Annotated in this window: 26 protein-coding genes; 21 read left to right on the forward strand and 5 right to left on the reverse strand. The window is 60.4% G+C overall.

The window, feature by feature from the left end; genetic code table 11:
- Positions 1 to 221 precede the first annotated feature (221 nt).
- Together AB4O36_RS07435 and map are read left to right on the forward strand one after the other, a co-directional pair.
- On the forward strand, positions 222 to 482 hold the full coding sequence (locus AB4O36_RS07435; RefSeq protein WP_460123007.1) for a ParD-like family protein: 261 nt from the start codon (positions 222 to 224) through the stop codon (positions 480 to 482).
- Positions 479 to 1,267: a type I methionyl aminopeptidase gene (gene map / locus AB4O36_RS07440; protein WP_460141364.1), complete on the forward strand. Its 789-nt coding sequence runs from the start codon at positions 479 to 481 to the stop codon at positions 1,265 to 1,267. Before AB4O36_RS07435 ends, map begins: the two co-directional genes overlap by 4 nt.
- Here map and AB4O36_RS07445 read toward each other — a convergent pair.
- Positions 1,260 to 2,072, reverse strand: a complete 813-nt coding sequence (locus AB4O36_RS07445) for a helix-turn-helix transcriptional regulator (RefSeq protein ID WP_460142122.1) — start codon at positions 2,070 to 2,072, stop codon at positions 1,260 to 1,262. The genes map and AB4O36_RS07445 overlap by 8 nt on opposite strands.
- A gap of 98 nt (positions 2,073 to 2,170) precedes the next feature.
- Between AB4O36_RS07445 and AB4O36_RS07450 the strand changes: the two genes are divergently transcribed.
- The 3 genes from AB4O36_RS07450 to AB4O36_RS07460 all read left to right on the forward strand — a co-directional run bounded on the left by AB4O36_RS07450 (position 2,171) and on the right by AB4O36_RS07460 (position 4,836).
- Positions 2,171 to 3,127, forward strand: a complete 957-nt coding sequence (locus tag AB4O36_RS07450; RefSeq protein ID WP_460141365.1) for a threonine dehydratase — start codon at positions 2,171 to 2,173, stop codon at positions 3,125 to 3,127.
- Between the two features lie 87 nt (positions 3,128 to 3,214).
- Positions 3,215 to 4,342 (forward strand): saccharopine dehydrogenase family protein, encoded by a 1,128-nt coding sequence (locus AB4O36_RS07455; protein WP_460141366.1) that lies wholly within the window; start codon positions 3,215 to 3,217, stop codon positions 4,340 to 4,342.
- A gap of 2 nt (positions 4,343 to 4,344) precedes the next feature.
- The gene (locus AB4O36_RS07460; protein ID WP_460141367.1) at positions 4,345 to 4,836 is read left to right on the forward strand and encodes a DUF2269 family protein; all 492 of its coding nucleotides are present in this window, start codon (positions 4,345 to 4,347) and stop codon (positions 4,834 to 4,836) included.
- A 12-nt stretch (positions 4,837 to 4,848) separates the two neighbouring features.
- Here AB4O36_RS07460 and AB4O36_RS07465 read toward each other — a convergent pair whose 3' ends face one another.
- Positions 4,849 to 5,184 (reverse strand): hypothetical protein, encoded by a 336-nt coding sequence (locus AB4O36_RS07465; protein WP_460123025.1) that lies wholly within the window; start codon positions 5,182 to 5,184, stop codon positions 4,849 to 4,851.
- A gap of 248 nt (positions 5,185 to 5,432) precedes the next feature.
- On the opposite strand from AB4O36_RS07465, the gene AB4O36_RS07470 reads away from it, so the two are divergent.
- The 8 genes from AB4O36_RS07470 to AB4O36_RS07505 all read left to right on the forward strand — a co-directional run bounded on the left by AB4O36_RS07470 (position 5,433) and on the right by AB4O36_RS07505 (position 13,793).
- The gene (locus AB4O36_RS07470) at positions 5,433 to 6,791 is read left to right on the forward strand and encodes an MATE family efflux transporter (protein ID WP_460141368.1); all 1,359 of its coding nucleotides are present in this window, start codon (positions 5,433 to 5,435) and stop codon (positions 6,789 to 6,791) included.
- Between the two features lie 213 nt (positions 6,792 to 7,004).
- Entirely contained in the window at positions 7,005 to 7,457 is a 453-nt protein-coding gene (locus tag AB4O36_RS07475) for an Ohr family peroxiredoxin (protein WP_460141369.1), read from the forward strand.
- 171 nt (positions 7,458 to 7,628) lie between these two features.
- On the forward strand, positions 7,629 to 8,090 hold the full coding sequence (locus AB4O36_RS07480) for a MarR family winged helix-turn-helix transcriptional regulator (RefSeq protein ID WP_460141370.1): 462 nt from the start codon (positions 7,629 to 7,631) through the stop codon (positions 8,088 to 8,090).
- A 42-nt stretch (positions 8,091 to 8,132) separates the two neighbouring features.
- Positions 8,133 to 8,702 (forward strand): YceI family protein, encoded by a 570-nt coding sequence (locus AB4O36_RS07485; protein ID WP_460141371.1) that lies wholly within the window; start codon positions 8,133 to 8,135, stop codon positions 8,700 to 8,702.
- A gap of 95 nt (positions 8,703 to 8,797) precedes the next feature.
- Positions 8,798 to 9,340, forward strand: coding sequence for a sigma-70 family RNA polymerase sigma factor (locus AB4O36_RS07490; protein ID WP_460141372.1), 543 nt, complete (start codon positions 8,798 to 8,800; stop codon positions 9,338 to 9,340).
- 26 nt (positions 9,341 to 9,366) lie between these two features.
- Positions 9,367 to 10,296: a FecR family protein gene (locus tag AB4O36_RS07495; RefSeq protein WP_460142123.1), complete on the forward strand. Its 930-nt coding sequence runs from the start codon at positions 9,367 to 9,369 to the stop codon at positions 10,294 to 10,296.
- 219 nt (positions 10,297 to 10,515) lie between these two features.
- Complete coding sequence (locus AB4O36_RS07500) at positions 10,516 to 13,011, forward strand: TonB-dependent siderophore receptor (RefSeq protein ID WP_460141373.1); 2,496 nt, start codon at positions 10,516 to 10,518, stop codon at positions 13,009 to 13,011.
- Between the two features lie 101 nt (positions 13,012 to 13,112).
- Positions 13,113 to 13,793, forward strand: coding sequence for a GNAT family N-acetyltransferase (locus tag AB4O36_RS07505; RefSeq protein ID WP_460123043.1), 681 nt, complete (start codon positions 13,113 to 13,115; stop codon positions 13,791 to 13,793).
- Here AB4O36_RS07505 and AB4O36_RS07510 read toward each other — a convergent pair whose 3' ends face one another.
- The gene (locus tag AB4O36_RS07510; RefSeq protein ID WP_460123045.1) at positions 13,794 to 14,729 is read right to left on the reverse strand and encodes a class I SAM-dependent methyltransferase; all 936 of its coding nucleotides are present in this window, start codon (positions 14,727 to 14,729) and stop codon (positions 13,794 to 13,796) included. It lies immediately after the preceding gene.
- Between the two features lie 172 nt (positions 14,730 to 14,901).
- Between AB4O36_RS07510 and AB4O36_RS07515 the strand changes: the two genes are divergently transcribed.
- From AB4O36_RS07515 to AB4O36_RS07535, 5 genes are all read left to right on the forward strand, one after another.
- Positions 14,902 to 15,519 carry a cytochrome b/b6 domain-containing protein gene (locus AB4O36_RS07515; protein WP_460141374.1) on the forward strand — a complete coding sequence of 206 codons (618 nt, stop codon included), beginning with the start codon at positions 14,902 to 14,904 and terminating at the stop codon, positions 15,517 to 15,519.
- Positions 15,516 to 16,295 (forward strand): molybdopterin-dependent oxidoreductase, encoded by a 780-nt coding sequence (locus AB4O36_RS07520; RefSeq protein ID WP_460123047.1) that lies wholly within the window; start codon positions 15,516 to 15,518, stop codon positions 16,293 to 16,295. Before AB4O36_RS07515 ends, AB4O36_RS07520 begins: the two co-directional genes overlap by 4 nt.
- A 71-nt stretch (positions 16,296 to 16,366) precedes the next feature.
- Entirely contained in the window at positions 16,367 to 16,633 is a 267-nt protein-coding gene (locus tag AB4O36_RS07525) for a pentapeptide MXKDX repeat protein (RefSeq protein WP_460123049.1), read from the forward strand.
- Positions 16,634 to 16,769: 136 nt separating this feature from the next.
- Entirely contained in the window at positions 16,770 to 17,180 is a 411-nt protein-coding gene (locus AB4O36_RS07530; protein ID WP_460141375.1) for a response regulator, read from the forward strand.
- A 69-nt stretch (positions 17,181 to 17,249) separates the two neighbouring features.
- On the forward strand, positions 17,250 to 17,912 hold the full coding sequence (locus tag AB4O36_RS07535; protein ID WP_460141376.1) for an HAD-IA family hydrolase: 663 nt from the start codon (positions 17,250 to 17,252) through the stop codon (positions 17,910 to 17,912).
- A 98-nt stretch (positions 17,913 to 18,010) separates the two neighbouring features.
- Here AB4O36_RS07535 and AB4O36_RS07540 read toward each other — a convergent pair whose 3' ends face one another.
- Positions 18,011 to 18,952: a GlxA family transcriptional regulator gene (locus AB4O36_RS07540; RefSeq protein WP_460142124.1), complete on the reverse strand. Its 942-nt coding sequence runs from the start codon at positions 18,950 to 18,952 to the stop codon at positions 18,011 to 18,013.
- Positions 18,953 to 19,073: 121 nt separating this feature from the next.
- On the opposite strand from AB4O36_RS07540, the gene AB4O36_RS07545 reads away from it, so the two are divergent.
- Positions 19,074 to 19,865, forward strand: a complete 792-nt coding sequence (locus tag AB4O36_RS07545) for an SDR family NAD(P)-dependent oxidoreductase (protein WP_460141377.1) — start codon at positions 19,074 to 19,076, stop codon at positions 19,863 to 19,865.
- A gap of 69 nt (positions 19,866 to 19,934) precedes the next feature.
- On the forward strand, positions 19,935 to 20,843 hold the full coding sequence (locus AB4O36_RS07550) for a pyridoxal-phosphate dependent enzyme (protein WP_460141378.1): 909 nt from the start codon (positions 19,935 to 19,937) through the stop codon (positions 20,841 to 20,843).
- A 79-nt stretch (positions 20,844 to 20,922) separates the two neighbouring features.
- Here AB4O36_RS07550 and AB4O36_RS07555 read toward each other — a convergent pair whose 3' ends face one another.
- Complete coding sequence (locus AB4O36_RS07555) at positions 20,923 to 21,240, reverse strand: DUF2388 domain-containing protein (RefSeq protein ID WP_460141379.1); 318 nt, start codon at positions 21,238 to 21,240, stop codon at positions 20,923 to 20,925.
- A gap of 201 nt (positions 21,241 to 21,441) precedes the next feature.
- On the opposite strand from AB4O36_RS07555, the gene AB4O36_RS07560 reads away from it, so the two are divergent.
- Positions 21,442 to 24,171 carry an RHS repeat-associated core domain-containing protein gene (locus AB4O36_RS07560; RefSeq protein WP_460141380.1) on the forward strand — a complete coding sequence of 910 codons (2,730 nt, stop codon included), beginning with the start codon at positions 21,442 to 21,444 and terminating at the stop codon, positions 24,169 to 24,171.
- Positions 24,172 to 24,333 lie beyond the last annotated feature (162 nt).

The raw sequence follows: 24,333 nt of genomic DNA on the forward strand, positions 1-24,333 counted from the left end.
GCCATCATCCTAAGGTGTGCCCGGTTTCGAGCGAGAACTATCCACAAAATGAGTGGGTATTCCTGTGGATAATATTCTGAAAACCAGAGCGCACGTGGGCTGTCACGTATTGTTCATTAATTGAGCATGAGCAGCGCGAATCATCAGTGTGACCTGCCATTGTCCTTTTACAGGGCATTCACGTAAGATATGAAACATATACATTTCATATAGTGAAACCCATGGGCATTGTCAAAATCTCTGAAGACCTGCATGAGCACCTGCGCGTGGCGAGTAACGCGCTGAGTCGCTCGATCAACGCTCAGGCCGAACATTGGATGCGCATCGGCATGCTCGCCGAGCTGCACCCCAATCTCGACCACACCGAGATCTGCCGAATGCTGGTACGCGCGGAGCTCGAGGGCGGGCTTGAGCTGAAACGCCTCTGCGGTCTTGCCGACAGTGCCCCCGTGCTTGAGTCCGCAGGCGGCGCACGCAAATGAGGGCGAACGTGCGCATCAACACCCCGGCGGACATTGCCAGGTCCCGCACCGCGGCCATGTTCGCCGCCGAAGTGCTGGCGATGATTGCACCCCATGTGCAGGCCGGCGTCACCACCGAGGAGCTCGACCGCCTTTGTAACGAGTACATCGTCAATGTGCAAAAGGCGATTCCTGGCAACGTCGGTTATCTCGGCTATCCGAAAACGGTGCTGACCTCGATTAACGAAGTGGTCTGCCATGGCCTGCCGTCGGCAACCGTGCTGAAGGACGGCGACATCGTCAACATCGACATCGCGGTGAAAAAAGAGGGCTGGTATGGCGACACCAGTCGCATGTATTTCGTGGGTGAGCCCGCCCCCGAGGCGCGGCACCTGGTCAAGACCACCTATGACGCCCTGTGCGCCGGCATTCGCAGGGTCCGTCCCGGCGCCACCCTTGGCGACATCGGCCACGCCATTCAGGCGCATGCCGAAAACGAGGGCTTTAGCGTCGTGCGCGAGTACTGCGGGCACGGCATCAACAAGGTCTACCACGACGAGCCGCAGGTGCTGCATTACGGCTATCCGGGGCAGGGTCTGACGTTGAAAAGCGGGATGATTTTCACCATCGAACCGATGCTCAACGCCGGCAAGCGCCATGTGCGCACACTGGCGGACGGCTGGACCGTGGTGACCCGGGACAATTCGCTGTCAGCCCAGTGGGAACATATGGTGGCGGTTACGGACCACGGTTTTGAGGTGTTGTCCGCGTGGCCTGACAGCGTCGAGGGCTTTGCCGCTATCTGATCCAGCGGGTCGGGCGTAATTGCGCCGGGCTGACGCCCAGCCGCTGCTTGAACACTGTCGTCATATGCGCCTGGGAATTGAAGCCGCAGGTGAGGGCGATGTCGGCGAGGCTTGCGCTTGAATCGATCAGTCGCGCCCGGGCGGTGGCCAGGCGCCGGTCGATCAGGTAGCTGTGGGGACTTTTTCCCGTGGCCTGCTTGAACGCGCGGATGAAGAAGCCTTCTGACAACTCCAGCAATCGCGCCATCGCCTGCACACTCAGCGGGCCACCCAGGCCTGCGTCGATGAACTCATCGAGCAGACGCAGCCGGCTAGCGGTGATGGAGCTTCGCAGCGGTGCAGCCAGCGCATCCTGCCCCTGCGCCCGCTCCATCAGGGCCAGCGCCCAGGCTTCCCAATCGTCATCCACCGAAGACCGCAGCAACGCGATGCGCATGCGCAGCGCCAGCGCGATGGCCTGTGAATCAATGCGATTGTTGAAGGCGTGGTCACCGATCACCTCCAGGCCCTGGGCGTGCATCACCCGCAGGTACTCGCCGCCGCCGGGGGATTCGGAAAGCACGTCACACCCGGCCGGCACGAACGCCAGGCTGTTGGGTGTGGCAACAAAGGGCTGCACGCGGTCGCTGCCGATGGCATGCACGCCTCGCTGGCTGTCGAAGGCAAAGCCAATCGCCGAATGACTGGCGACATAGCGCGCCGAATAGGCCGAGCCGGGCAGCAGTTCTATCGCCCAGGGGCCGGCTTCGACACGGCGGACCGGTTCGACGGCGAGGGTTGGCGGTGGAGGTTTGGGCTGGCTCATTACCGCATAGTAGTGAAGAGACGGCATCAGGTCAGTTTTTTGAAAGCCGACGCAGGGTGCTCCTGCCTAGACTGAGCGAAATTCTCAGGAGGTTGCACATGCACACGCTGACACGCGACGACATCGAACAGGCGGCTCGCTGCGTCTACCAGGTCATGCCCGCCACCGCCCAGTACGCCTGGCCGTTGCTGGCCGAACGGCTGGGCTGCACGGTGTGGGTCAAGCACGAAAACCATACGCCGACCGGCGCCTTCAAGGTGCGCGGCGGCATCACCTTCATGCGCTGGCTCAAACAGGCGCATCCGAACGTGAAGGGCATTGTCTCTGCGACGCGGGGTAACCATGGCCAGAGCGTTGCGCTGGCCGCAGCGGCAGCCGGGCTGCGCGCATTGATCGTGGTGCCTCTGGGCAACTCGGTGGAAAAGAACAACGCCATGCGCGGCTTCGGTGGCGAAGTGGTCGAGTTCGGTCGTGATTTCGATGAAGCCCGGGAAGAGGCCGCACGCCTGGCACAGACGCAAGGCTTGTACCTGGTGCCCCCGTTCCACTTTGAACTGGTCAAGGGCGTGGCCACCTATGCGCTGGAGCTGTTCACCGCGGCGCCGGATCTTCACACCGTCTACGTACCGATTGGCTGCGGCTCGGGGATCTGCGCGGTCATTGCCGCCCGCGATGCGCTGGGCCTGGACACTCAAGTGGTGGGCGTGGTGTCCACCGAAGCCGCCGCAGCGAAGTTATCGTTCGAATCCGGCAGCCTGTGCGAAACCGCCTCGGCCAATACCTTCGCCGACGGCCTGGCCGTGCGCAAACCCATCCCCGAAGCCTTCGAACGTTACCTGGCCGGAGCGGCGCGCATCGTTTCAGTCGACGATGCGGAGATCGCCGAGGCCATGCGCGTTTATTACACCGACACCCACAACCTTGCCGAAGGCGCCGGCGCAGCGGCATTGGCGGCGCTCATGCAGGAGCGCGGAGCGATGGCCGGGAAGAAGGTGGGGGTGATTTTGTCGGGGGGCAATGTGGATCGAACGGTGTATGCGAAGGTGATTGGTTAATCCCCTGGACTTGCCCGTCCCGCCATTATCAGTAAAGCTCCCCGCCGTGGAAGGCAACTGTCCGACCGTTTTTCAGGGAAGAGATGAATGGCGTTAAGGGTATTGGTGATTGGCGGGTACGGGAATTTTGGCAGTATCGTCTGCCAGCATCTGGTGGTGATGCCGGGCATCGACCTGGTGATCTCGGGCCGTGATCCCCGCAAATTGCAGCGCAAGGTCGATGAGCTCAACGCCCTGTCGGGCAGTACCTGCGAGAGCTGGTGCGGTGATGCGATGGGTACGGCATTCACCGCTGTGCTGCGTTCGCTGAACATTCAACTGGTGGTCCACACCGGTGGCCCTTTCCAGGGCCAATCCTATGCCGTCGCCGAGCACTGTATCGACGCAGGCGTGAATTACTGCGACCTGTCCGATTGCCGAACCTTCGTCAACGGCATCGCTGTGCTCGATGACCGGGCGAAACGGGCGGGCGTGGCCATTCTCAGTGGCTGCAGCTCGGTGCCTACGCTGTCGTCGGCGATCATCGATGAACAGCGCCATCGCTTCAAACGCATCGACAGCATTGAGCACGGCATTTCTTCCTCCGCCAAGATGCCGGGGCTGTCGACCGTCGAAGGTGTGTTCGCCTACGCGGGCAAACCGATCCGCCAGCTCAAGAACGGCCAAGTGCACGAAGTGATCGGCTGGCAAGACCTGACGTTGCGCAAGATGCCCCACCTGGGACATCGGCTGCTGGCCAATGTCGACGTGCCCGACATGGATATATTTGCGGGTCGTTATGGCGCCCACACCCTGAGCTTCAAGGCCGGCTCCGGCCTCAAGCTCGGCGGTGTCGCCAACTGTCTGCTGGCCCAGGCCCTGAAGATGGGGATCGTGCGCGATCATGCTGTGTGGGCCGCCAGGCTGCATCGTTGGGGGTTGTGGTTCGAGCGGCTGGGGGATGGCAAAAGTGCGATGTACATCGACGTTCACGGCATCGGTGCACAACACCAACCGCTGTCCATGACCGCGCAACTTACGGCACGCAATGACAAGGGGCCACAGATCCCCAGTTGTGCGGCGGTCGCACTGGCGGCGAAGATCGCCCAAGGCTTCACGCCTGCAACCGGAGCCCGGCCGTGCGTGGGTGAAATCAGCGTCGACGAGTACATGGCCGCCATCAATGACCCGCAGAACCTGAGCCTGTCCGTGCATTTTTCTGACGAGCAGCACTGATCATGCTCTACCTCTGCCTTAAATACCTGCACATCATCGCCGCCATTTTCCTGTTCGGTTTCGGCATGGGCTCCTACCTGTACCTGATAGCCGCCAGCCGCACGGCCAACCCGCAGGTGATTGCGCACGTGGCCAGGATGGTGGTGCGATTCGACACCTGGATTACCACACCCGCCGGCTTCATCCAGATCATCACCGGCTACGCGTTGATAAAAATCGCCGGTCTGCCCCTGAGCACCGATTGGGTGCTGACCGCGCTGGTCATCTTCCTCTGCGTGGGTTCGCTGTGGCTGCCGGTGCTGGTGCTGCAAAAGCGCTTGGGCCGGATGGCGTCGAGCGCTGTGGCAATGGGCAAAGCGCTGGATGACGGCTACCGAAGCGTGTACCGCCAATGGTTCTGGATGGGCATCGCGGGGTTTGGAGGGATGTTCATGATTGTGCTGATCATGGTGACGAAGATGACGCCGGGGCAGTTGATCGCGATGGTGGTGTAGGGGGCAAGGGCCTCAGGTAAAGGTGATCGCCCACGTAATGAACCCGGCAATCCCCGTGGTGCAGGTCAGGGCGACCAGGAACAGGATGTCGATCAGTTTTTCCATGAAGTGATTGCGCTGGAACTGGCGGGTGCGCAGCGACCAATAGGACATGAGCGTGGTGATCAGATACAGGATGGCGTTGATCGCCAGCAGGTCATCGCCAATGGAATCGGCACTTTTCAGGGTGCCGACCACCTGGAAAATCCCGATCACGGTAATACACACGCCCACCATGGCCGCCGAGGCGGTGAAGACATGAACGCAGATGTCTTCGTTGAGCGTGACGGGCGATTTCTTTTCGCTCATGTTGGTGTCCTGACTCTGTAGAAACGGGCTTGCCCGCGAGGGTCGTTAACGATGACGCTGGGCTGTCTGGAGGCCCGCGGTGTCTGGGCCTCCATTGCGAGCATGCTCGTTCCTAGAGATTTGCGTTTGACCTCCATTCACCGTGGAAGGCGTACAAAGGGCCCCATCGGGTTATTTCAAAATATTCATCCCCACCACCGCTATCCTCTAGAATTCGATCCTCGCCGTCTGAGCTGGACTTGCACTTCATGCAAACCGCAATCACCCAACAACCCCTCTGGAAAACCTATCTGTTGTTTCTGGGCCCTATGGTCCTGTCCAATTTTCTCCAGTCAATGACAGGTTCGGTCAACAGCATTTACATTGGCCAGATGCTCGGTACCCAGGCGCTGGCGGCGGTGTCGGGGATGTTTCCCATCGTATTCTTTTTCATCGCCCTGGTCATCGGCCTCGGCGCCGGGGCAGGGGTGTTGATCGGTCAGGCGTGGGGGGCTCGCGAAACCCATCTGGTGAAAACCATCGCGGCCACCACCTTGCTGCTCGGCGCGATCATCGGGTTGTTCGCCGCAGTGCTGGGCACCGTGTTCGCCCGACGCGCATTGCAGGGTTTGGGCACGCCGGCGGATGTGCTGGACGACGCGGTCGCGTATGCCCATGTGATGTTGTGGATCATGCCGTCGCTGCTGGTCTACGTGCTGTTCACCCAATTGCTGCGCGGGGTCAGCGACACGCTGTCGCCGCTGATGGCGTTGCTGGTGTCTACGCTGATCGGCCTGGCGCTGACCCCGGCCCTGATTCGCGGCTGGTTCGGCTTGCCGATGCTGGGGATTCAAAGCGCGGCGTATGCCGGGTTGGTCGGTAACCTGGCGGCGATGGGATGGTTGGCGTGGCGGTTGATCCGACGCGACCATCCCTTGGCGCCGGATCGTGAGATGTTCGCGGCGATGCGCCTTGATCGGGAAATCCTCGGCAAGGTGCTGCGCATCGGTTTGCCCACGGGACTTCAGATGGTGGTGTTATCGCTGTCGGAGTTGGTGATCCTGGCACTGGTCAACCAGCACGGCTCCCAGGCGACGGCGGCCTATGGCGCGGTAACGCAGATCGTCAATTATGTGCAGTTTCCAGCGCTGTCGATTGCTATCACTGCCTCGATCCTCGGTGCACAGGCGATTGGCGCGGGACGGGTGGAGCGCATCGGGCCGATACTGCGCACGGGATTGTGGATCAACGTCTGCCTGACCGGTGGCCTGGTGCTGCTGGGTTACCTGTTGTCGCACTGGCTGCTCGGCCTGTTCCTCACCGAAGACGCCACCCGCACCATGGCAGAACACTTGCTGCACATCATGCTCTGGAGCCTGTTGGTGTTTGGCTTCCAGGCAATCATCGGCGGCATCATGCGCGCCAGCGGCACGGTGCTGGTACCCATGGGGATCTCGATTATCTGCGTGCTGGGCGTGCAGTTACCGGCGGCCTACGTGCTGGACGGACACTTCGGATTGCCGGGCGTGTGGATGGCGTTCCCGGTGGCTTACCTGGGGATGCTGCTGTTGCAGACGGCGTATTACAAACGGGTGTGGAAGCATCAGAAGATCGAGCGATTGGTGTAGACACCACGAAAACCGCCGAAACGACAATGGGCTGCCCTGGAAGGGGTGGCCCATTTTTTTGCCTGACAGAAAACCAGGCCATACCGTTGGTCGTCTGATCGGCTTACCGGCTATTGACACTGCCGACGGTTTCCATGAGTATTAATACATCGCATGCGATCAAGTCGAATACGATAACAATTCAAATCCATTGCATCACAGAGGATTCACCCCATGAGCAAGATCGAAAAAGTCCTGGCCACCGGCAAAACCCACACCACCGCCAGCGCCGCCGGCAACACCTCACGCGGCCACAACGGCACTCTCGACATTACCTTGTCGACGCCGGGCAGCGCCAAACCTGCTCATGTGTTCGCCGCCACCCAGCCACACCCGACTGCCGAGCAACTGTTCGCGGGTGCGTGGTCGGCGTGCTACACCGCAGCGGTCGGACTGGTGGCCAATGACTTGAACGTTGTGTTGCCGGGGGATCTGTCGGTGGACATCGAAGTCGACCTGGGGCAGGGTGGCTCGGAGTACTTCCTTCAAGCGCGATTGACCTTGCGCGTACCGGGCCTGTCGCACGAGGTTGCGACTCGGCTGGCGCATACGGCGGACCAGATCTGCCCGTATTCCAAAGCCACCCGTGGCAACATCGACGTGGAATTGAACGTGCTGACGGTCTGATTTTTCGAGTGTAAAAATCGCATACGACAAAAGCGTATGTGAATAAAGTCGAAAGCATCCGCCGGTTCGATCCTTCAGATTGAGCCGGCGTATGTCGTTATCACACTTCCGATACTGTCGCGTACGACGTATAGTCGGCCGAACGCGAATATCCTGTTATCGAGGAAGCCCATGAACGCCAATGCAAAGCCAGATCCCTCCGACCTGAAGCTCTCCGAGTTCCTGTGCTTTGCGGTCTATTCCACCAACCTGGCATTCGGCAAGGCCTACAAGCCATTGCTCGAACAACTCGGGCTGACCTACACGCAGTACATCACCTTGGTGGCGCTCTGGGAAACCGACGATCAGACCGTCGGCAGCCTGGGTGAAAAGTTGTTCCTGGAATCCAACACCCTCACACCGATCCTGAAAAAACTGGAGGCGATGGGGTACCTGCAACGCCAGCGTGACCCCGAGGACGAGCGGCAGGTGCGGATCAAACTGACCCAACAAGGAAGGGCGCTGCGCGAGAACCAGCCGGAAAGCGGGCTGGCCGAGGCCACCGGGCTGACTGCAGCAGAGTTCGTGCAACTGCAACAGTCGGTTGTAAAACTGCGCAGCAACCTGATCAAATCAATGCGTTCGACGAACTGAGCCACACCGACGCAGGCAAGCAGCGCAAGGTTGGAGAATTCCATGAAGCCTCGATTTTCCTGCTCCGCCCTCTGGGTTGCTGCGCTGGCCTTCGGCGCGTTCTCCTGCGCCAATGCCGTCGAATACACGCAGGTCAATACCACAGCCAGCACACTGTCCTTCACCTATAACCAATTCAGCTCACGGGTTTACGGCACCTTCAGCCGTTTCGAGGGCACACTGGATTTCGATACCGCCAACCCTTCGGCGGCTCATGCCGGGCTGATCATCGAGCTCGACAGCATTGACGCCGGCAGCAGTGACGCGAACGAAGAGCTGAAAAAACCGGCCTGGTTCGACACGGCCAATTCACCCGTGGCGACGTTCGCCTCAACGGCGGTGAAAGCCCTCGGCGACAGCCGCTATCTGATTACCGGCACGCTGACCATCAGGGGCATCACCCAGGTAGTAGACGTGCCGGTGCTGCTCAAGGCGGATAGATCCATCGGCATCTTCGACGGCCAACTGACCCTCAGGCGCAGCGATTTCAAGATCGGAGAGGGCGAGTTTGCCGACACCGTGGTCTCCAATGACATCAACATCCGCTTTCGCATGGTCGCGCCACAGCAATAGTGGCGTTGTCATTGATCTGATCGCTTGCCCTGCCATGATTTTGCTGTCATCGTTTGCGCGACTGGTAATCTTTCTTATTTGAGAAATTTTTTCGTATGCCCGATGTTTCCGTGGCCGAGGATGATTTTTCCCGCCGTCAGCGCACCTTCACCGACCTTTACAGCGCACACCATTGCTGGTTGCACGGCTGGCTACGAAAAAAACTCGGCTGCTCGCAACGCGCGGCCGATCTGGCCCATGACGCCTTCATCCGTGTGCTCAGCCTTGCCGAACCGCACACCATCAAGGAGCCACGGGCGTTCCTGGCGACGACGGCGGGGCGCCTGTTGATCGATGGCGCTCGACGTCGTCGCATTGAGCAAGCCTACCTTGAAGCCTTGGCGATCCAGGCGCAGGAGGCCGGCATGCCGGACCCCGAGGCGGTCCATGTGGCGTTGGAGGCACTGGAAAAAATCGCTGTAATGCTCGCCGGGTTGCCGACCAAGTCCCGCGAGGCATTCCTGCTCAGCCGTCTCGATGGCCTGACCTACAGCGAGATCGCAATCGAGCTGAACGTCTCGGCCAGCACGGTCAAGAACTACGTCGCCAGTGCGCTCGTGCATTGCTACAACACCCTGTACAGCGCGGACCAACCTTGAACGCCTTCGAGCAACCCTCCGATCGCATGATCAACGCAGCGGCCCATTGGTTGACCTTGCTGCACGATGACCTGTCGACGGATGCCGACCGCGAGGCGTTCGAACTCTGGCGCGAGGCTGATCCGCTTCACGCGTTGGCTGTTGAGCGTATGCGCGAGTTGCTGGGCAGTCTCGATGAACTGCCGGTGGCGCCGGCGCGTGTCGCCCTCAAGCAGGCCTTTTTCCGGCCGCGGCCGACGATGGCGGCTCGCGGTGCGCAGGCTGTGGCGTTGCTGGGGGTGTTGATGTGTGGCTGGATCGGCCTGGAAAACCTGCCGGTCTGGCTCGCCGACCAACGTACGGGCGTCGGTGAGCGGCGCGAACTGGTGCTATCGGACGGCAGCCATGTTCAGCTCAACAGCGACTCGGCGCTGGACGTGAAATTCGATGGCCAGCAGCGCGTGATCGAATTGCTCGCCGGGGAGTTGTGGGTCGAGGTGGCCAAGGATGCCCAACGTCCGTTCGTGGTGCGCACCGACCAAGGCACGGCCACCGCGCTGGGGACTCGGTATTTGGTCAAGCGTGATGCCGATGGCTCGACGGTGGTCAGCGTGCTCGAATCGGTGGTTGCCGCCAAACCCAGGGCGGGGGAGGTAGTGAACGTCAAGGCGGGTGAGCAGACCGTTCTTCGCGACGGCGACGTGGCTAAACCGCAAGCCATCGGCGACGCCAGCCCGGATGCCTGGACCCGTGGCCTGCTCAAGGTCGACGACCGACCCTTGAGCGAAGTACTGCACGAATTGGCCAGCTATCGGCACGGCCTGGTGCGGTTCGACGAACAGGCGCTGCAAGGCCTGCGGGTTTCCGGCGTGTTCCGCCTGGACGACACCGACGCAGCACTGGCCACCCTGGCGGACAATCTGCCCATTGAGGTGGAGCGGTTTACGGATTGGCTGGTGGTGGTGAAGCGGCGCTAGCGCTTGCATCACACCTTTCTGTAGGAGCGAGCTTGCTCGCGATGGCAGTGTGTCAGCCAGCGTAAATGCAACTGACACACCGCCATCGCGAGCAAGCTCGCTCCTACAGGGTAATAGGTGGTAGCAGAAAGAATTTAATGCAAATCGATCGCATTCCTTGTCTCTTTTTTCGACATGGCCGTCATGGTTAGTAATGCCTAACCTTTCGCAGGATTTCCCATGTCACGCTTTGTTCGTCCCTTGCACCCACTGGCGCTTTCAGTGGCGATGGCCTTTGTCGCAACACCGCTGCTGGCGGTTGAACCTTCGGTCCCTGGTGCCCACGCCAGCGCAATACGCAGTTTTTCAATTGCTGCCGGTGATCTGAGCCAGGCACTCAACAGCCTGGCCGAGCAAGCGGGCCTGGCATTGGCCTTCGACCCGGCACTGACCCGCAGCAAAAGCAGCAACGGCCTGAACGGTTCCTTCAGCACCCGCCAGGCACTTGCCCGATTGCTCCAGGGCACTGGTCTCAATGCCATAGCGCTCTCGGACACCCGTTATCGCATCGAGCCTGCACCCGAACCGGTGGAAGGCTCCCTGGAGTTACAAGCGACCAACATCAACGGCGCCTACGCCAGCGAAAGTCCGACCGGCCCGGTGAGAGGTTATGTGGCAACCCGCTCGCTGTCGGCGACCAAGACGGATGCGGCGCTGATCGAAACCCCGCAGTCGATCTCGGTGGTGACCAAGGACCAGATGCGCGCCCAAGGCGCCGAAAGCCTCAACCAGATCCTGCGCTACACCGCCGCCGTGGTCACTGAAAGTCGTGGCTCCACGGCCTCGCGCCTGGACCAGATGACCATTCGCGGGTTCTCTCCTGCGGTGTACCTGGACGGCCTGCGCATGCCCGGCAGCCGGGACGCGTCGCCGCAAAAGGATTCGTTCGACCTTGAGCGCGTGGACGTGCTGCGCGGCCCATCGTCGGTGCTCTACGGCCAGGCCAGCCCGAGCGGCGTGGTCAACATGGTCAGCAAGCGGCCGCTGGACACGCCGTTCCATGAAATCGGCGTTGAGTACGGCACCTTCAACAAGAAACGCACGACCTTCGACCTGAGCGGCCCGCTGGATGATCAAGGGGTCTATTCCTATCGGGTGGCCGGCCTGTACGACGAGGCCGACGGCCAGCTCGAACACACCGAAACCCAGCGTCAGGCGATTTCCTCGTCCTTCACCTGGCGGCCGAGCGACGACACCTCGCTGACCCTGCTCGGGCATTTCCAGAAAGACCCGAAAGCCGCGTCCTACGGTTCGATGCCCGCATGGGGTTCGGTACTCGACAGCCCGATAGGCCGGGACATCGATGTTGACTTCTATGACGGCGATGAGGATTTCGAGAAGAGCGACCGCCAGTATTTCTCTGTCGGTTACCTGTTCGAGCACCACCTCAACGATGTCTGGACCCTGCGCCAGAACGCCCGCTACCTGCGCAGCGAGGGCGAGTATCGCAGCCTTTACCACAGCAACCTGCGCGCCGATTACCGCACGTCCAACCGGTCGACCATCGCCACCGATGTCAACCTGGACTCCTATACCGTGGATAACCAGGCCCAGGCCAAGTTCGACACCGGCCCGGTGCAGCACACCGTGCTGTTTGGGGGCGATTATCAGAACACCAGCACTGATACCAAATCCGGTTTCGGTACCGGCCCGACCCTGGATATTTTCGATCCGGTGTACGGTGCTCCAGTCACCACGCCGGCCTACACCACCGACGCCACCCAGCGTAACCAGCAGAAAGGCCTGTACCTTCAGGACCAACTGAAGTGGGACCGATGGGTTTTGCTGCTGGGAGGGCGGTATGACTGGGCGACCAACCACAACAGCTCACTGAATCTGCAGAGAAATGTGAAGACCAAAACCTCGCTGGACAGCGAAGCGTTCACCGGTCGCGTGGGCCTGGTCTACCTGTTCGACAACGGCCTGGCACCCTACATCAGCTACACCGAGTCCTTCGAACCGCAGTCGGGGACCGGCTACGGCGGCTCGGTGTTCAAGCCGACCGAGGGCAAGCAATATGAAATGGGTATCAAGTATCAGCCACCGGGCAGCAACAGCTTCATTACCGCGTCGGTCTTCGACCTGACGCAGACCAACGTGCCGACGCTCGATCCGGACCCGACGCACCTCTGTGGCAACGGCCGTTGCCAGGAACAAAGTGGTGAAGTGCGCTCCCGAGGTTTTGAGCTGGAAGGCAAGGCCAGCCTCAACGACAACCTCGACATCACGGCGGCCTATGCTTACCTCGACAACCGCATTACCAAGTCAAACAGCACCGTCAACTACGCGCCGCTGACCGACGTTGCCGTGGGCGCGCCCGTGTCGGCCAAAGGCACCACCACTTACGGCATTCCGCGCCACACAGCGTCGGTCTGGGCGGACTACACCTTCCACGACGGCGCCGCCAAAGGCTTCGGCGTCGGGGCTGGCGCACGTTACGTCGGTTCGTCCTGGGGCGATGCCGCCAACACGTTGAAGGTGCCGGGCTACACGCTGGTGGACGCGGCGGTGCACTACGACATCCCCAATGTCATGAGCCTCAAGGACAACCTGCGCTTGGCCGTGAATGCCAGCAACCTGGCAAACAAAGAGTACGTGTCCACCTGCTATTCGTACTCGTGGTGCTGGTACGGCGCGCAACGCACCGTGCAGGCGAGTGCGACTTACCAGTGGTGAGACAGGCGTGAAGTGATCGTCCCCGCGCAGAGCGTGGGAACGATCAGCCTCAAGCACGTTATGATAGGCACCTTCGCGTCAGCCTCAGAGCAGTGCCTTTCATGTTCCAGATCACCCACTTCAAAACCCCGTGCCCCGAGCACCTGTCCAGCCAGATCCTGCAGATGGTGGTCGATAATCTGACCGACATCAGCATGGTCGCCATCCCGCCGAGCAACCTGTTGTACAACGTGTACCAGTACACGATCGGCTATGAGGTGCACCTGTATCTGGAAGCGCTGAGCGGAGCGAAGGGGATCGCGGTGGAGTTGATCGTGGCCACGGACGTGGACGACCCGGATACGGTAGCGGGCTTTCTGCTCTATCTGCCGACCCAGGATGATCCCGAGGCGTGCAGCGTGGCCTACATGGCCGTGCAGGCAGGCCATCGGCGCCAGGGCGTGGCGCGCAGGATGCTACGCGAGATGGTAGCTCGTTATCCCCACGCCGAGCTGGCCTGCGCCGTGGCCAAGGTGCCGTGGTTCGAGTCGATGGGCTTTGCGCTGCTGGGTGCCCGTGGCACCCAGGTGCTGATGAGTACCCGCGACTATCGCTCGGCGGGGCGGGTAGGGCTGCTCGACACCACGTCGATCTACAGCTCGCTGGAAGTGCGGCAGATTCACACCTACCTGCTGCAACGCCACGGCAAGCGCGCCATGATCGATGCCGAAAAACAGCGCGATCGGCATCTGGACCAGTTGACCCACAAAGTCAGTGAATACGTGCGTGAACGGCTGGGCTGATCAGCGACGAAACACCAGCGCCTTCAACCCGCACTCGGCATCCGCATCGGGAAACTCCGGCGGGTTATCCAGGCGCTGCTCGAACTGCAAACCCGGCGCTTCACGGGTGACACCGTCGATGAGGAAATCGGCGCCGAACGCCGGGTCGTTCATGCAGGCCAGAACGCTGCCGTCGGGTGTGAGCAGTTCCGGCAGGCGGCGCAACACCCGCTGGTAATCCTTGGTCAGCAAAAAGCTGCCTTTCTGGAAAGACGGTGGGTCGATGATGACCAGATCGTATGGCCCCTTGCCGATGACCTTGCCCCAGGATTTGAACAGGTCGTGGCCGAGGAAACTGACCTTGCTCATGTCGTGGCCATTGAGCCGATGGTTGTCGCGGCCACGGTTCAGCGCCGGGCTGGACATGTCGAGGTTGACCACGTGTTCGGCGCCACCCTCAATGGCCGCCACCGAAAATCCGCAGGTGTAGGCAAACAGGTTCAACACGCGTTTGCCCTGGGCGTTGGCGCGCACCCAATCACGGCCGTAACGCATGTCGAGGAACAACCCGGTGTTCTGTTTACGGCCCAGATCGACCCGATATTGCAGGCGACCCTCGGTGATCGTCATGTCCTCGATCACGTCCCCGACCAGCCACTCGGTGGTGCTTTGCAGCAGGTAGCGATGTTGCAGCGCCAGGGTATGCGCGCCCGACTGCGTCCACTGCACTGATCGGGTCAGCTCCAGCAGCCGCTGTTTCAACTCCTCGAGATGCGCAGGCTCGGGTTCCTTGAACAGCGACACCAGCACTACGCCCTGCATCCAGTCGACGGTCAACTGTTCCAGCCCCGGCCAGCAGCGGCCACGACCGTGAAACAGTCGGCGGGTTTCCGCTGGGGCGGTTGCCAGTGCGGTCAGCAGGTGATCGTGGAGGGTGGTGAGGGCTTGAGTGTTCATTGATTCGGGGTCGGCAGATGGCGGGGGGACGCAAGTTTAACCACCAATCCCCGTAGGAGCGAGCTTGGTACAGGTATCCATTCATCACAATTAAGTTAACTTTCGGTGAGGATTTGGCGACAAATCCCCCTCCATACTCGCCCCCAACGAACAACAATCACTGGAGCCGGACATGTCGCCGTCAACTGTTGCACCCAGGGCCAGCCACCCGCGCTGGCTGCGGTTGACCCACTGGCTGAATGCGCTGGCGGTGCTGGTGATGGTCACCAGCGGCTGGCGGATCTACAACGCCTCGCCGCTCTACGAATTCAGTTTCCCGAAGTCGATCACCCTGGGTGGCTGGCTCGGCGGTGCTTTGCAGTGGCACTTCGCAGCGATGTGGTTTCTGGCGATCAACGGCCTGATCTACCTGATCATCAACCTGTTCAGCGGTCGCTTCAAACGCCGCTTTTTCCCGGTTTCCCCCAAAGGAGTGCTGCATGACCTGTGGGCCGCCTTGCGCGGGAAACTGGGGCACGCGGACCTGAGCCATTACAACCAGGTGCAGCGATTCGCCTACCTGTTCGTGGTACTCGACATTGCGCTGCTGGTGATGTCCGGCCTGGTGTTGTGGAAGTCCGTGCAGTTTGCGCTGCTGCGCGAATTGCTGGGTGGCTACGAAGCGGCGCGGCATGTGCATTTCATTGCCATGGCGCTGCTGGTCGCCTTCGTCGCGGTGCACCTGTTGATGGTCGCGCTGGTCCCGAAAACGCTGCTGGCCATGATCGTCGGTCGCAAGGAGCCTGTATGAAAAAGCGCATTGAAGGCCTGGATGAAGACTCCATCCTCAAGGATGCACGCAAGATCATCGCCCCGCAGATCGAGGATCGCTCGCGCCGTTCGTTCCTCATGCGTGGCCTGACCCTCGGCGGTGTGGCGCTGTTGTCCGGCTGCAACATCACTGACAACGAAAGCGTCGAAACCGCATTGTCATCGATGTCCCGGCTAAACGATCGGGTACAGGGCTGGCTGTTCAATCCCAATGCGATGGCACCCACCTATCCGGCGTCGATGATCACTCGGCCGTTTCCCTTCAACGCGTTCTACGGTATCGACGAGGCACCGACCGTGGAGGAAGAGAGCTTTCGCCTGGAGGTCACCGGGCGGGTCGCCGACAAGCGCAGCTGGCGTCTGGAAGAGTTGCGCGCCATGGCGCAGCAAGACCAGATCACCCGACACATCTGCGTCGAAGGCTGGAGCGCCATCGGGCGTTGGGGCGGCGTGCGTTTCAGCGATTTCCTCAAGCGCGTAGGCGCTGACACCGACGCCAAATATGTTGGTTTCAAGTGCGCCGACGATTACTACACCAGCATCGACATGGCCACTGCGCTCCACGCGCAAACCATTCTGGCGCTGACCTACGACGGCGCCGTGCTGCCGCGTGAATACGGTTTCCCGATGAAGCTGCGCATGCCTACCAAGCTGGGCTACAAGAATCCCAAACACATCCAGGCGATTTTCGTCAGCAACACCTACAGCGGCGGCTACTGGGAAGACCAGGGCTACAACTGGTTCGGTGGCAGCTGACGGCGCCCGACGCATTCACCGCGCAGCGTGTGCTGCGCTCATTCGCAACCTGTGCTTCAAGGAGTTTGATCATGAAAAAATTGACCACCGTCGTTCTGTCCATGTGCCTGGCCATGGGCGCCGCCAGTGTTTTTGCCGCGGATACCATGAGCAAGGACAGCATGAGCAAGGACTCCATGTCCAAGGATGCAATGTCCAGGGACGCCATGAAAAAAGACGGCATGTCCAAGGATGCAATGTCCAAGGACTCGATGAAAAAGGACAGCATGTCCAAGGACGGGATGAAAAAAGATGCCATGTCCAAGGACGCCATGAAGAAGGATGCGATGTCGCAGTGAACCCACTGACCTGACTAAAACTTGATTTTCACCCCTGCCTGTATCAAAAGTGAATTTCCGCGCAACCCGCTGCTCATACCTGTAAGCAGCGGGTTGAGACCGCGAAATCATCAGGTATTCAGGGAGTGGCAAAATCATGAGTCCAGTATCGAAGGTGAACGAGAACCTTCCGGACGGGTTGATTCTGGTCGTCGAGGACGACCCGTTGATCCTGGAGTTTCTCTGCGAGATTCTTCAGGAGGAAGGTTTTGCAGTGGAACCACAGGTCAGCGCCGACGATGCAGCCAACTATCTGGAGCAGCATGCAAACAGGGTGGCCTTGCTGTTGACGGACATCACCATGCCCGGCGCACTCAATGGCGCCGACCTGGCCAACCAGTTCGGCGACCGCTGGCCCGAGAAGCCGATCATGATCATGTCGGGCTTCGAAACGCCGGAAAGTTCCGGTGTCCAACACGACGTGTCGTTCATCAAGAAACCCTGGGCGCTGGGGCAGATGCTCGATTGCGTCGAGGGTGCCTTGAAGTCCGGACCGGTCAGAAGGTGAGTTTCGCCGCTGGCAAATGCTACATTGCCGGGCATCAACCGTCCGGCTACCGCCAGAGGAAGTGCACCCTTGTCAGTCTTTAACAAACCCTATCGCGCCTTTCTGTTTGATATGGACGGCACCGTCCTCAATTCCATCGCCGCCGCCGAGCGCATCTGGACCGTCTGGGCCCAGCGCCATGGCGTGGATGTTGCGTCGTTCCTGCCGACCATTCACGGCGCCCGCGCCATCGATACCATCAACCGCCAAGGCCTTCCCGGCATCGATGCCGAAGCTGAGGCCGCCTGGATCACCCAGGCAGAAATCGAGGATGTCGAAGGCATTGTCGAGGTGACCAGCGCGGCGAAGTTCCTCCAGTCGTTACCAGCCCGGCAGTGGGCCATCGTCACTTCAGCACCCAGGGCATTGGCGCTGCGACGCATGGCGGCGGCGGGGATACCCGAGCCTGCGGTCATGGTCACGGCAGAGGATGTCAGCGCCGGCAAACCCGATCCGATGGGCTATCGCCTGGCGGCCAGGCGTCTGAACGTCGACATCACCGAATGCCTGATTTTCGAAGATGCCACGGTGGGGATATTGGCAGCGGAGGCGGCGGGGGCTGATTTGTTGATCATGACATCGACCCATGAACATCCACTGGAAACGGCGCATGCGACTATGGCGAGTTATGAGGGGGTGGGTGTGCAGCGAGATGACACGGGGCGGCTGATGCTTAACGCAATTGCCAGCTGAATCTCATTGCAGTCTGTGGGAGCGAGCCTGCTCGCGATGGCGATAGATCTGGCACATGGGTGGTGGCTGGCTCGCCGTCATCGCGAGCAAGCTCGCTCCTACAGGGCGAGGCGGGCGCTGCGGCGGATCACCTGTGGCGGTTGGCCGAAGGCCCGGAGAAATGCCTCGCGCATCCGCCGTCGATCTTTGAACCCCGTTTCGGCGGCAATCTGATCGAGCGTCAAACGCCCGCGCTCCAGCATCTGCCGCGCCGTTTCCAGGCGCATGTTTTCGATGGCCTTGGCCGGCGACTGGCCGGTTTCGGCGCGGAACGCGCGGCTGAACTGGCGCGGGCTCAGGCGCGCCACGTCCGCCAGTTGTTCCACTGACAGCGCCTGGGCGAGGTGCTCCCGGGCATAGCCGAGTACGGTCTGGATGCGGTCGGATTTGGGCTCCAGTTCCAGCATCGCCGAATGCTGGGACTGACCGCCCGCGCGGCGGTGGTACATCACCAGTTTCTGCGCGACGGAACGGGCCAGTTCGGCGCCGTGGTCCTTTTCGACCATCGCCAGTGCCAGGTCAATGCCGGCGGTCATGCCCGCAGAGGTCCAGATCGAACCGTCGATCACGTAGATGCGATCTTCCTCGATCTTGATCTTCGGAAACCTCGCTTGAAGCTCCCGCGCGTAAGCCCAGTGGGTGGTCGCCCGGCGACCGTCGAGCAAGCCGGCCTGGGCCAGCACGAAGGCTCCGGAGCAGATCGACGCCGTACGCCGGGCGGTTTTCACGCTGGCACGCAGGTAGTTCAAAACACCCTCGGGAGCCTGCTCGAGAATGGCGTCGCCACCGACCACGATGACCGTATCGAATACGCGCTCATCGAACGCCTGGGTTCCGACACTCAATCCCCCGGAAGCCCGCAGCACTTGCCCTTTCTCGGACACCACGCTCACGTCATACAACGTTTCACCCGCGCTGAAATTGGCGTATTCGAACACCGGCATCGCCGCCAGCGCCATGGACTGGAACCCCTCAAATACCACGAACGCCACGCCTGTCATCTCGATATCCTCACGTCGCATGTCCGGAAAACGTACTTTAAACGTCATTTGAGCCAAGTGTCAGTCGATTTATAACGTTCACATCCGGCGAATGATCGCCTAATCGTGAAGGAAATTGACCATGACGCTTTCAACCAAAGGCACCGCGCTCATCACTGGCGCTTCTTCCGGGATTGGCGCGGTCTACGCCGACCGTCTCGCTCGTCAGGGCTACGACCTCATCCTGGTCGCCCGCAGCCGAACCAGACTTAATGCGCTGGCCACCCATTTGAGCAATGAAACCGGCCGGACGGTCGAGGTGGTCGCCGCCGATCTCAAAGACCCCTCCGACCTGCTGAGGGTCGAGGACCTGCTGCGCACTGACGCCAGCATCACCTTGCTGGTCAACAACGCCGGGGTGGGTGGCGTCATGCCCTTGCTGGGCAGTCCGGTGGATGACATGCAAGACATGATCACCCTTAACGTCACAGCGTTGATGCGCCTGGCCTACGCAGTCGTGCCGGGGTTCGTCGCCCGTGGCACCGGCGCGGTGATCAATATCTCCTCGATCGTGGCCATTGCCCCGGAAATTCTCAATGGCGTGTACGGCGGCACCAAGGCATTCGTGCTGAGCCTGAGTCAATCCATGCATCATGAACTGGCCGACAAGGGCATTCGTGTTCAAGCGGTGCTGCCCGGCGCCACCGCCACCGACTTCTGGAGCGAGGCGGGCAATCCGGTGGAAAACCTGCCACAGGAGATCGTCATGTCCGCCGAAGACATGGTCGACGCTGCACTGGCAGGGTTCGCCAATGGCGAGGTGGTGACGATTCCCGGTTTGCATGATGGCCAGCAGTGGGACCTTTACGAGGCGCAGCGACGAACGCTTTCGGGACTGTTCGGCAGTTCCACGGCGGCGCCCCGGTATCGTTGAAATGCCGTGCGGGGTCAGCTCTGTGTCAGGGTGGACTAGACTTGATTAAGGTGCTTTTGGAGCCTTGTCATGTTGCACATCCGAACACCCCTGATCCTGCACCCGACCCTGTCTACAACCACCCGGCGGATCTGGCTCAAACTGGAAAACCTGCAACCCAGCGGCTCATTCAAGCTGCGGGGTATGGGGCTGTTGTGCAGCCAGGCCAAGGCGGCAGGCAAGCGCAAAGTGGTGTGCCCCTCGGGTGGCAATGCCGGTTTTGCCACGGCGGTGGCGGCGGCCCGTCTGGATTTGCAGGCCTGTATCGTGGTGCCGCATACCACGCCGGAAACCACTCGAACCAAAATTCGCGCCACGGGTGCCGAAGTGATCGTCCACGGCAAGGTCTGGGACGACGCCAATCAGCGCGCGAAGGAGCTCTGCCTTGGGGCAGAAACCGAGTACGTTCCGGCATTTGATCACCCGGTGTTGTGGGAGGGCCACAGCACAATGATCGATGAAATCCTCGAAGACTGTCCGCAGGTTGATACGCTGGTGACATCAGTCGGCGGCGGCGGATTGCTGGCCGGATTGCTCACCGGGCTGATTCGTCACGGCCGTCTGGATTGCCACATCATCGCCTGCGAAACCCTGGGCGCGGCGTCTTTTTCAGCGGCGATGAAGGCCGGGCATCCCGTCAGGTTATCTCGGATCGATACTGTCGCCACCTCGCTGGGCGCGGCGCAGGTGGCGGCGTGGCCAGTGCAACATATCCTCGACTTTCCTCATCGCTGCGTGGTGCTCGGCGATGACGAGGCGATCATGGGCGTGGTGCGTTACGCCAGCGATTTGCGTCAGTTGGTGGAGCCGGCGTGTGGCGTCTCGCTGGCCATTGCGTATCTGGACCATCCGGCCATTGCCGGTGCCCATGACGTGGTGGTCGTGGTGTGCGGCGGCGTCAGCATCAGTGCGCAACTGGTTGCCGGCTGGGCGCGTTGATCGGATCCACGAAGACAACGCGAAGCAGGGCTGGAAACGCTATCCAAGTGTCACAAGCCCCACCGCGATTGTTCTATCGCTATTGGCCGGCGGCGGCGCCGTCCTGGATCAGGATTGCCTTGGCCAGGTCTTCGTCGCTGGCATTCAACCCAGGATTGTCCTGGCGAATCTGCTGCATGACCGACTCCAGGTAAACGCCACGAATTGCGCCGCCGCTGGCCACGAAGCTGGAGGCGTCGTCCCGGGCAGGGATCATGAGTTTATGGTCCTTGAAGGTTGAATACAGCGACGCGGAGACACCGGCCGATGTGGCGACATCGCCCGCATCCACTTTCGCGAAAGCCGAGCCAAAAGGTAAGCACAACACAAGTGACGAGAGAATGATCAGACGGCGCATGACAGTGTCCTCCGAAAGCATTAAACGTGCTGCATGAGAGAAGTACCACATAACTTAGGATGCCCAGTGATCGCAGAGAGTTCCTTTAAACCGATTCACCGCATTCAAACCATTCCGCTCGTCGGTTGGAGGGTGCCAGGCGCCCGGAACTGTCATTTGTGTCAGTAGGCGCTCGGGAATGCGCGTGGTATTGAAGTCCAGATGAACAGCTTCGGCGTGCACACCCATACTCCCGGCCTCGCGGCGATCGACCCGCGCGGGTTGGTAGTGCGCGAAGTTGCATATTGTCGGGGGGCCGAGGATGAGGCGCCTCAAGCGCACATCACCCAGCAGGTGTTCGATGCGCAGGGGCGCGATGTGGCGCATTTTGATCCGCGTTTTTCGCTCGACGGGCAGGTTCCCAATCTCACGTCCATCCATGGGTTATCGGCGGTCGAGCGGCTGACCAGCCGTGCCGATGCTGGATGGGTTGTGGCGCTGGTGGGCGAGGCGGGGCAACGGGTGCAACGTTGGGACAATCGTAGCGGTCAGCGAACCAGGTTCGATGATCAGCTGCGTCCCATCGCGATCACCGAGCAGATTCACGATGAATCGGCACGGGTCGTCGAGCGTTTCGAGTACGGCAAACCCGCCGGTGATGTGCGTAACCAGTGCGGCCAGTTGATCCGCCACGATGATCCTGCCACCACGCGGCACATGCCTGATTTCGATCTGCATGGCTTGCCGTTGCTTGAGACCAGTCATTTTCTGAAATCGCTTGATCCGGTCAACTGGCCGGAAGATGTCGCCGGACGGGATGACTTGCTGGAGAACGGGCCAGGTCTCGACAGCCAATGGACCTATGACGCCCTGGGCGAAGTGGCAACGCAGACCGATGCCAACCACAACCGCCGACGCGTCAGCCTGACCTGCGCGGGGCAACTCAGTGCTGTGCACTTGCAGCAGCTGGGCGCTGCCGAAGTCACGCTTGTCAGTGACATCCACTACAACGCCGGAGGCCAGGTCGAACAGGAGCGGGCGGGTAACGACGTGATTACCCGTGCGATGTTTCGCCCCGAGGATACCCGCCTCGAACGCCTGAGCGCCGGGCTCCCCGGCCAACCGTTATTGCAGGATTTGCTTTACGAATACGACGCGGTCGGTAATCCGGTGCGCATCGAAGATCAATCGAAAACCGTCACATACTTCAAGAACCAACAAGTCGATCCGGTCAGCACGTACACCTATGACAGCCTCTACCGGCTTATCGCCGCCACCGGCCGTGAGGTCTTCCACGCCGCCAACGATCCCCATGCGTTGGTCAATTTCCGCGAAGAATACGACTACGACCCGGGCGGCAACTCCCTTGAACTGCGTCATCTCGGTGTCCAGCCATTCACCCGGCGCTGGGCCGTAGACGAGTTCAGCAACCGCAGCATGGTCCTCAACGACGGTGATCCTCCGCCGGATTTCACCCAAGCCTTCGACGGCAACGGCAACCAGAAACAATTGCTACGCGGGCAGACGTTGAGCTGGGACACCCGCAACCAGCTAAGCGAAGTATCTCCCGTCACCCGCGAAGACGGTGGAGACGACACCGAACTCTACCGCTACGGCGGTGGCGGAAAACGCCTGCGCAAGGTGCGCCGGTCGCTGGCCGCCGGTCGCAACCTGATCGCCGAGGTGCGTTACCTGCCGGGGCTGGAAATCCATCTCACAGCCAACGGCGAAGAACGTCACGTGGTCGAAGTCGAAGCCGGGCGCAACAGCGTGCGGCTGGAACATTGGGTTACCCATCCGCCCACGGGCATCGACAACGATTACCTCGTTTACAGCCTCAATGATCACCTGCGCTCCAGCCTGCTGGAACTGGACGAGCAGGGCGCTCTGATCAGCGAAGAAGGTTATCGGCCGTATGGCGAGCGCGCCTGGTGGATCGCCCATCAAGGTGCCAAAGCCTCATATAAAACACGCGGCTACTCAGGCAAACAGCGCGATGCCACCGGATTGATCTACTACGGTTTCCGCTATTACGCGGCCTGGCTACTGCGCTGGATCAACCCCGACCCGGCAGGGGAGGTGGATGGATTGAATCTGTTCCGTTTCGTGCGCAACTCGCCGGTACGATATTTCGACGGAGACGGCAGGCTGACAAAGGCACAGGAACAACAAGCGGTCACGGACTTCGTCGAATGGTCATTGACCAATCCGGTCGATCCATCTCAAGTGCAAGCCATTGCCCGCTCACTGGAGACTATGGCCCCCGCGCCCTCGACGTCTGGCTCCTGGAGTCAGCCCTTTCAGACCGCGCAAGCGGTTGTTCCCTCCGCATTGTCTGTGCCAGCGAATGACAGTCTTGATGAGGGATATCTAACACGGATGGTGTCTTTCGCACTCAATGGCTTCATACCAGTCGATCCATCTCGACCTTCGACGTCACAGAATCCTGTAACACCGGTTCAAGGGACGTCCATGGAACAGGACCCTGATAAGCCTTTTGTGTGCGAGTTTTGCGGGAAGGGCTTGAAGAGCGCGTTTCTAAGGAAGAGGCACTCAATAACTCATTCCAGGGGCGAACCGCAGGAATGTAACCTTTGTCCTAAAACCTTTCTGCGGCGCAATTTGCTCACACAGCATTACTCGGTGCATCAGGGGCTGAAGCCCTTTAAGTGTGATATTGGAACTTGCACTCAGAGTTTTGGTAGGAAAGGTCATCTAGAGAACCACAAGATTTCCCATTCTGAAGTGAGAAATTTTGTCTGTCCGACGTGCTCAGCCGCTTTCAAGCTAAAGCAAACCTTAAATCAGCATATTGCACGCTTACACAAGAAAAAATTCAGGGTTCAATGCGCGGTATGCCCAAAATCCTACACGGGGCATAGTGAGTTGAACAGACATGTGCGAAGGACGCATTCCCGAAATACCGAGCTGATCGGCTTCGCTCGTCAATAGTGATAGGTAGAACTCGTTAGTCTTCGCTACATATTGTGTAAGAAAGCGTCGCTGCGAGAGGAAAAAATAAAGTCGCAATTGTCATCGGCACTGCAAGAGGTTTGTATAGATAGGCCAGCACTGTCATTTGTGTCAGTAGGCGCATTGCGCTGTACGTGGTAT

It is taken from the genome of Pseudomonas sp. S2_E01 (assembly GCF_054668365.1).

What these genes read in the sequence shown, in the direction of transcription:
- AB4O36_RS07435 (WP_460123007.1), top strand. Translation starts at nt 222, where the DNA reads ATGGGCATTGTCAAAATCTCTGAAGACCTGCATGAGCACCTGCGCGTG.
- map (WP_460141364.1), top strand. Translation starts at nt 479, where the DNA reads ATGAGGGCGAACGTGCGCATCAACACCCCGGCGGACATTGCCAGGTCC.
- AB4O36_RS07445 (WP_460142122.1), bottom strand. Translation starts at nt 2,072, where the DNA reads ATGAGCCAGCCCAAACCTCCACCGCCAACCCTCGCCGTCGAACCGGTC.
- AB4O36_RS07450 (WP_460141365.1), top strand. Translation starts at nt 2,171, where the DNA reads ATGCACACGCTGACACGCGACGACATCGAACAGGCGGCTCGCTGCGTC.
- AB4O36_RS07455 (WP_460141366.1), top strand. Translation starts at nt 3,215, where the DNA reads ATGGCGTTAAGGGTATTGGTGATTGGCGGGTACGGGAATTTTGGCAGT.
- AB4O36_RS07460 (WP_460141367.1), top strand. Translation starts at nt 4,345, where the DNA reads ATGCTCTACCTCTGCCTTAAATACCTGCACATCATCGCCGCCATTTTC.
- AB4O36_RS07465 (WP_460123025.1), bottom strand. Translation starts at nt 5,184, where the DNA reads ATGAGCGAAAAGAAATCGCCCGTCACGCTCAACGAAGACATCTGCGTT.
- AB4O36_RS07470 (WP_460141368.1), top strand. Translation starts at nt 5,433, where the DNA reads ATGCAAACCGCAATCACCCAACAACCCCTCTGGAAAACCTATCTGTTG.
- AB4O36_RS07475 (WP_460141369.1), top strand. Translation starts at nt 7,005, where the DNA reads ATGAGCAAGATCGAAAAAGTCCTGGCCACCGGCAAAACCCACACCACC.
- AB4O36_RS07480 (WP_460141370.1), top strand. Translation starts at nt 7,629, where the DNA reads ATGAACGCCAATGCAAAGCCAGATCCCTCCGACCTGAAGCTCTCCGAG.
- AB4O36_RS07485 (WP_460141371.1), top strand. Translation starts at nt 8,133, where the DNA reads ATGAAGCCTCGATTTTCCTGCTCCGCCCTCTGGGTTGCTGCGCTGGCC.
- AB4O36_RS07490 (WP_460141372.1), top strand. Translation starts at nt 8,798, where the DNA reads ATGCCCGATGTTTCCGTGGCCGAGGATGATTTTTCCCGCCGTCAGCGC.
- AB4O36_RS07495 (WP_460142123.1), top strand. Translation starts at nt 9,367, where the DNA reads ATGATCAACGCAGCGGCCCATTGGTTGACCTTGCTGCACGATGACCTG.
- AB4O36_RS07500 (WP_460141373.1), top strand. Translation starts at nt 10,516, where the DNA reads ATGTCACGCTTTGTTCGTCCCTTGCACCCACTGGCGCTTTCAGTGGCG.
- AB4O36_RS07505 (WP_460123043.1), top strand. Translation starts at nt 13,113, where the DNA reads ATGTTCCAGATCACCCACTTCAAAACCCCGTGCCCCGAGCACCTGTCC.
- AB4O36_RS07510 (WP_460123045.1), bottom strand. Translation starts at nt 14,729, where the DNA reads ATGAACACTCAAGCCCTCACCACCCTCCACGATCACCTGCTGACCGCA.
- AB4O36_RS07515 (WP_460141374.1), top strand. Translation starts at nt 14,902, where the DNA reads ATGTCGCCGTCAACTGTTGCACCCAGGGCCAGCCACCCGCGCTGGCTG.
- AB4O36_RS07520 (WP_460123047.1), top strand. Translation starts at nt 15,516, where the DNA reads ATGAAAAAGCGCATTGAAGGCCTGGATGAAGACTCCATCCTCAAGGAT.
- AB4O36_RS07525 (WP_460123049.1), top strand. Translation starts at nt 16,367, where the DNA reads ATGAAAAAATTGACCACCGTCGTTCTGTCCATGTGCCTGGCCATGGGC.
- AB4O36_RS07530 (WP_460141375.1), top strand. Translation starts at nt 16,770, where the DNA reads ATGAGTCCAGTATCGAAGGTGAACGAGAACCTTCCGGACGGGTTGATT.
- AB4O36_RS07540 (WP_460142124.1), bottom strand. Translation starts at nt 18,952, where the DNA reads ATGACAGGCGTGGCGTTCGTGGTATTTGAGGGGTTCCAGTCCATGGCG.
- AB4O36_RS07545 (WP_460141377.1), top strand. Translation starts at nt 19,074, where the DNA reads ATGACGCTTTCAACCAAAGGCACCGCGCTCATCACTGGCGCTTCTTCC.
- AB4O36_RS07550 (WP_460141378.1), top strand. Translation starts at nt 19,935, where the DNA reads ATGTTGCACATCCGAACACCCCTGATCCTGCACCCGACCCTGTCTACA.
- AB4O36_RS07555 (WP_460141379.1), bottom strand. Translation starts at nt 21,240, where the DNA reads ATGCGCCGTCTGATCATTCTCTCGTCACTTGTGTTGTGCTTACCTTTT.
- AB4O36_RS07560 (WP_460141380.1), top strand. Translation starts at nt 21,442, where the DNA reads ATGAACAGCTTCGGCGTGCACACCCATACTCCCGGCCTCGCGGCGATC.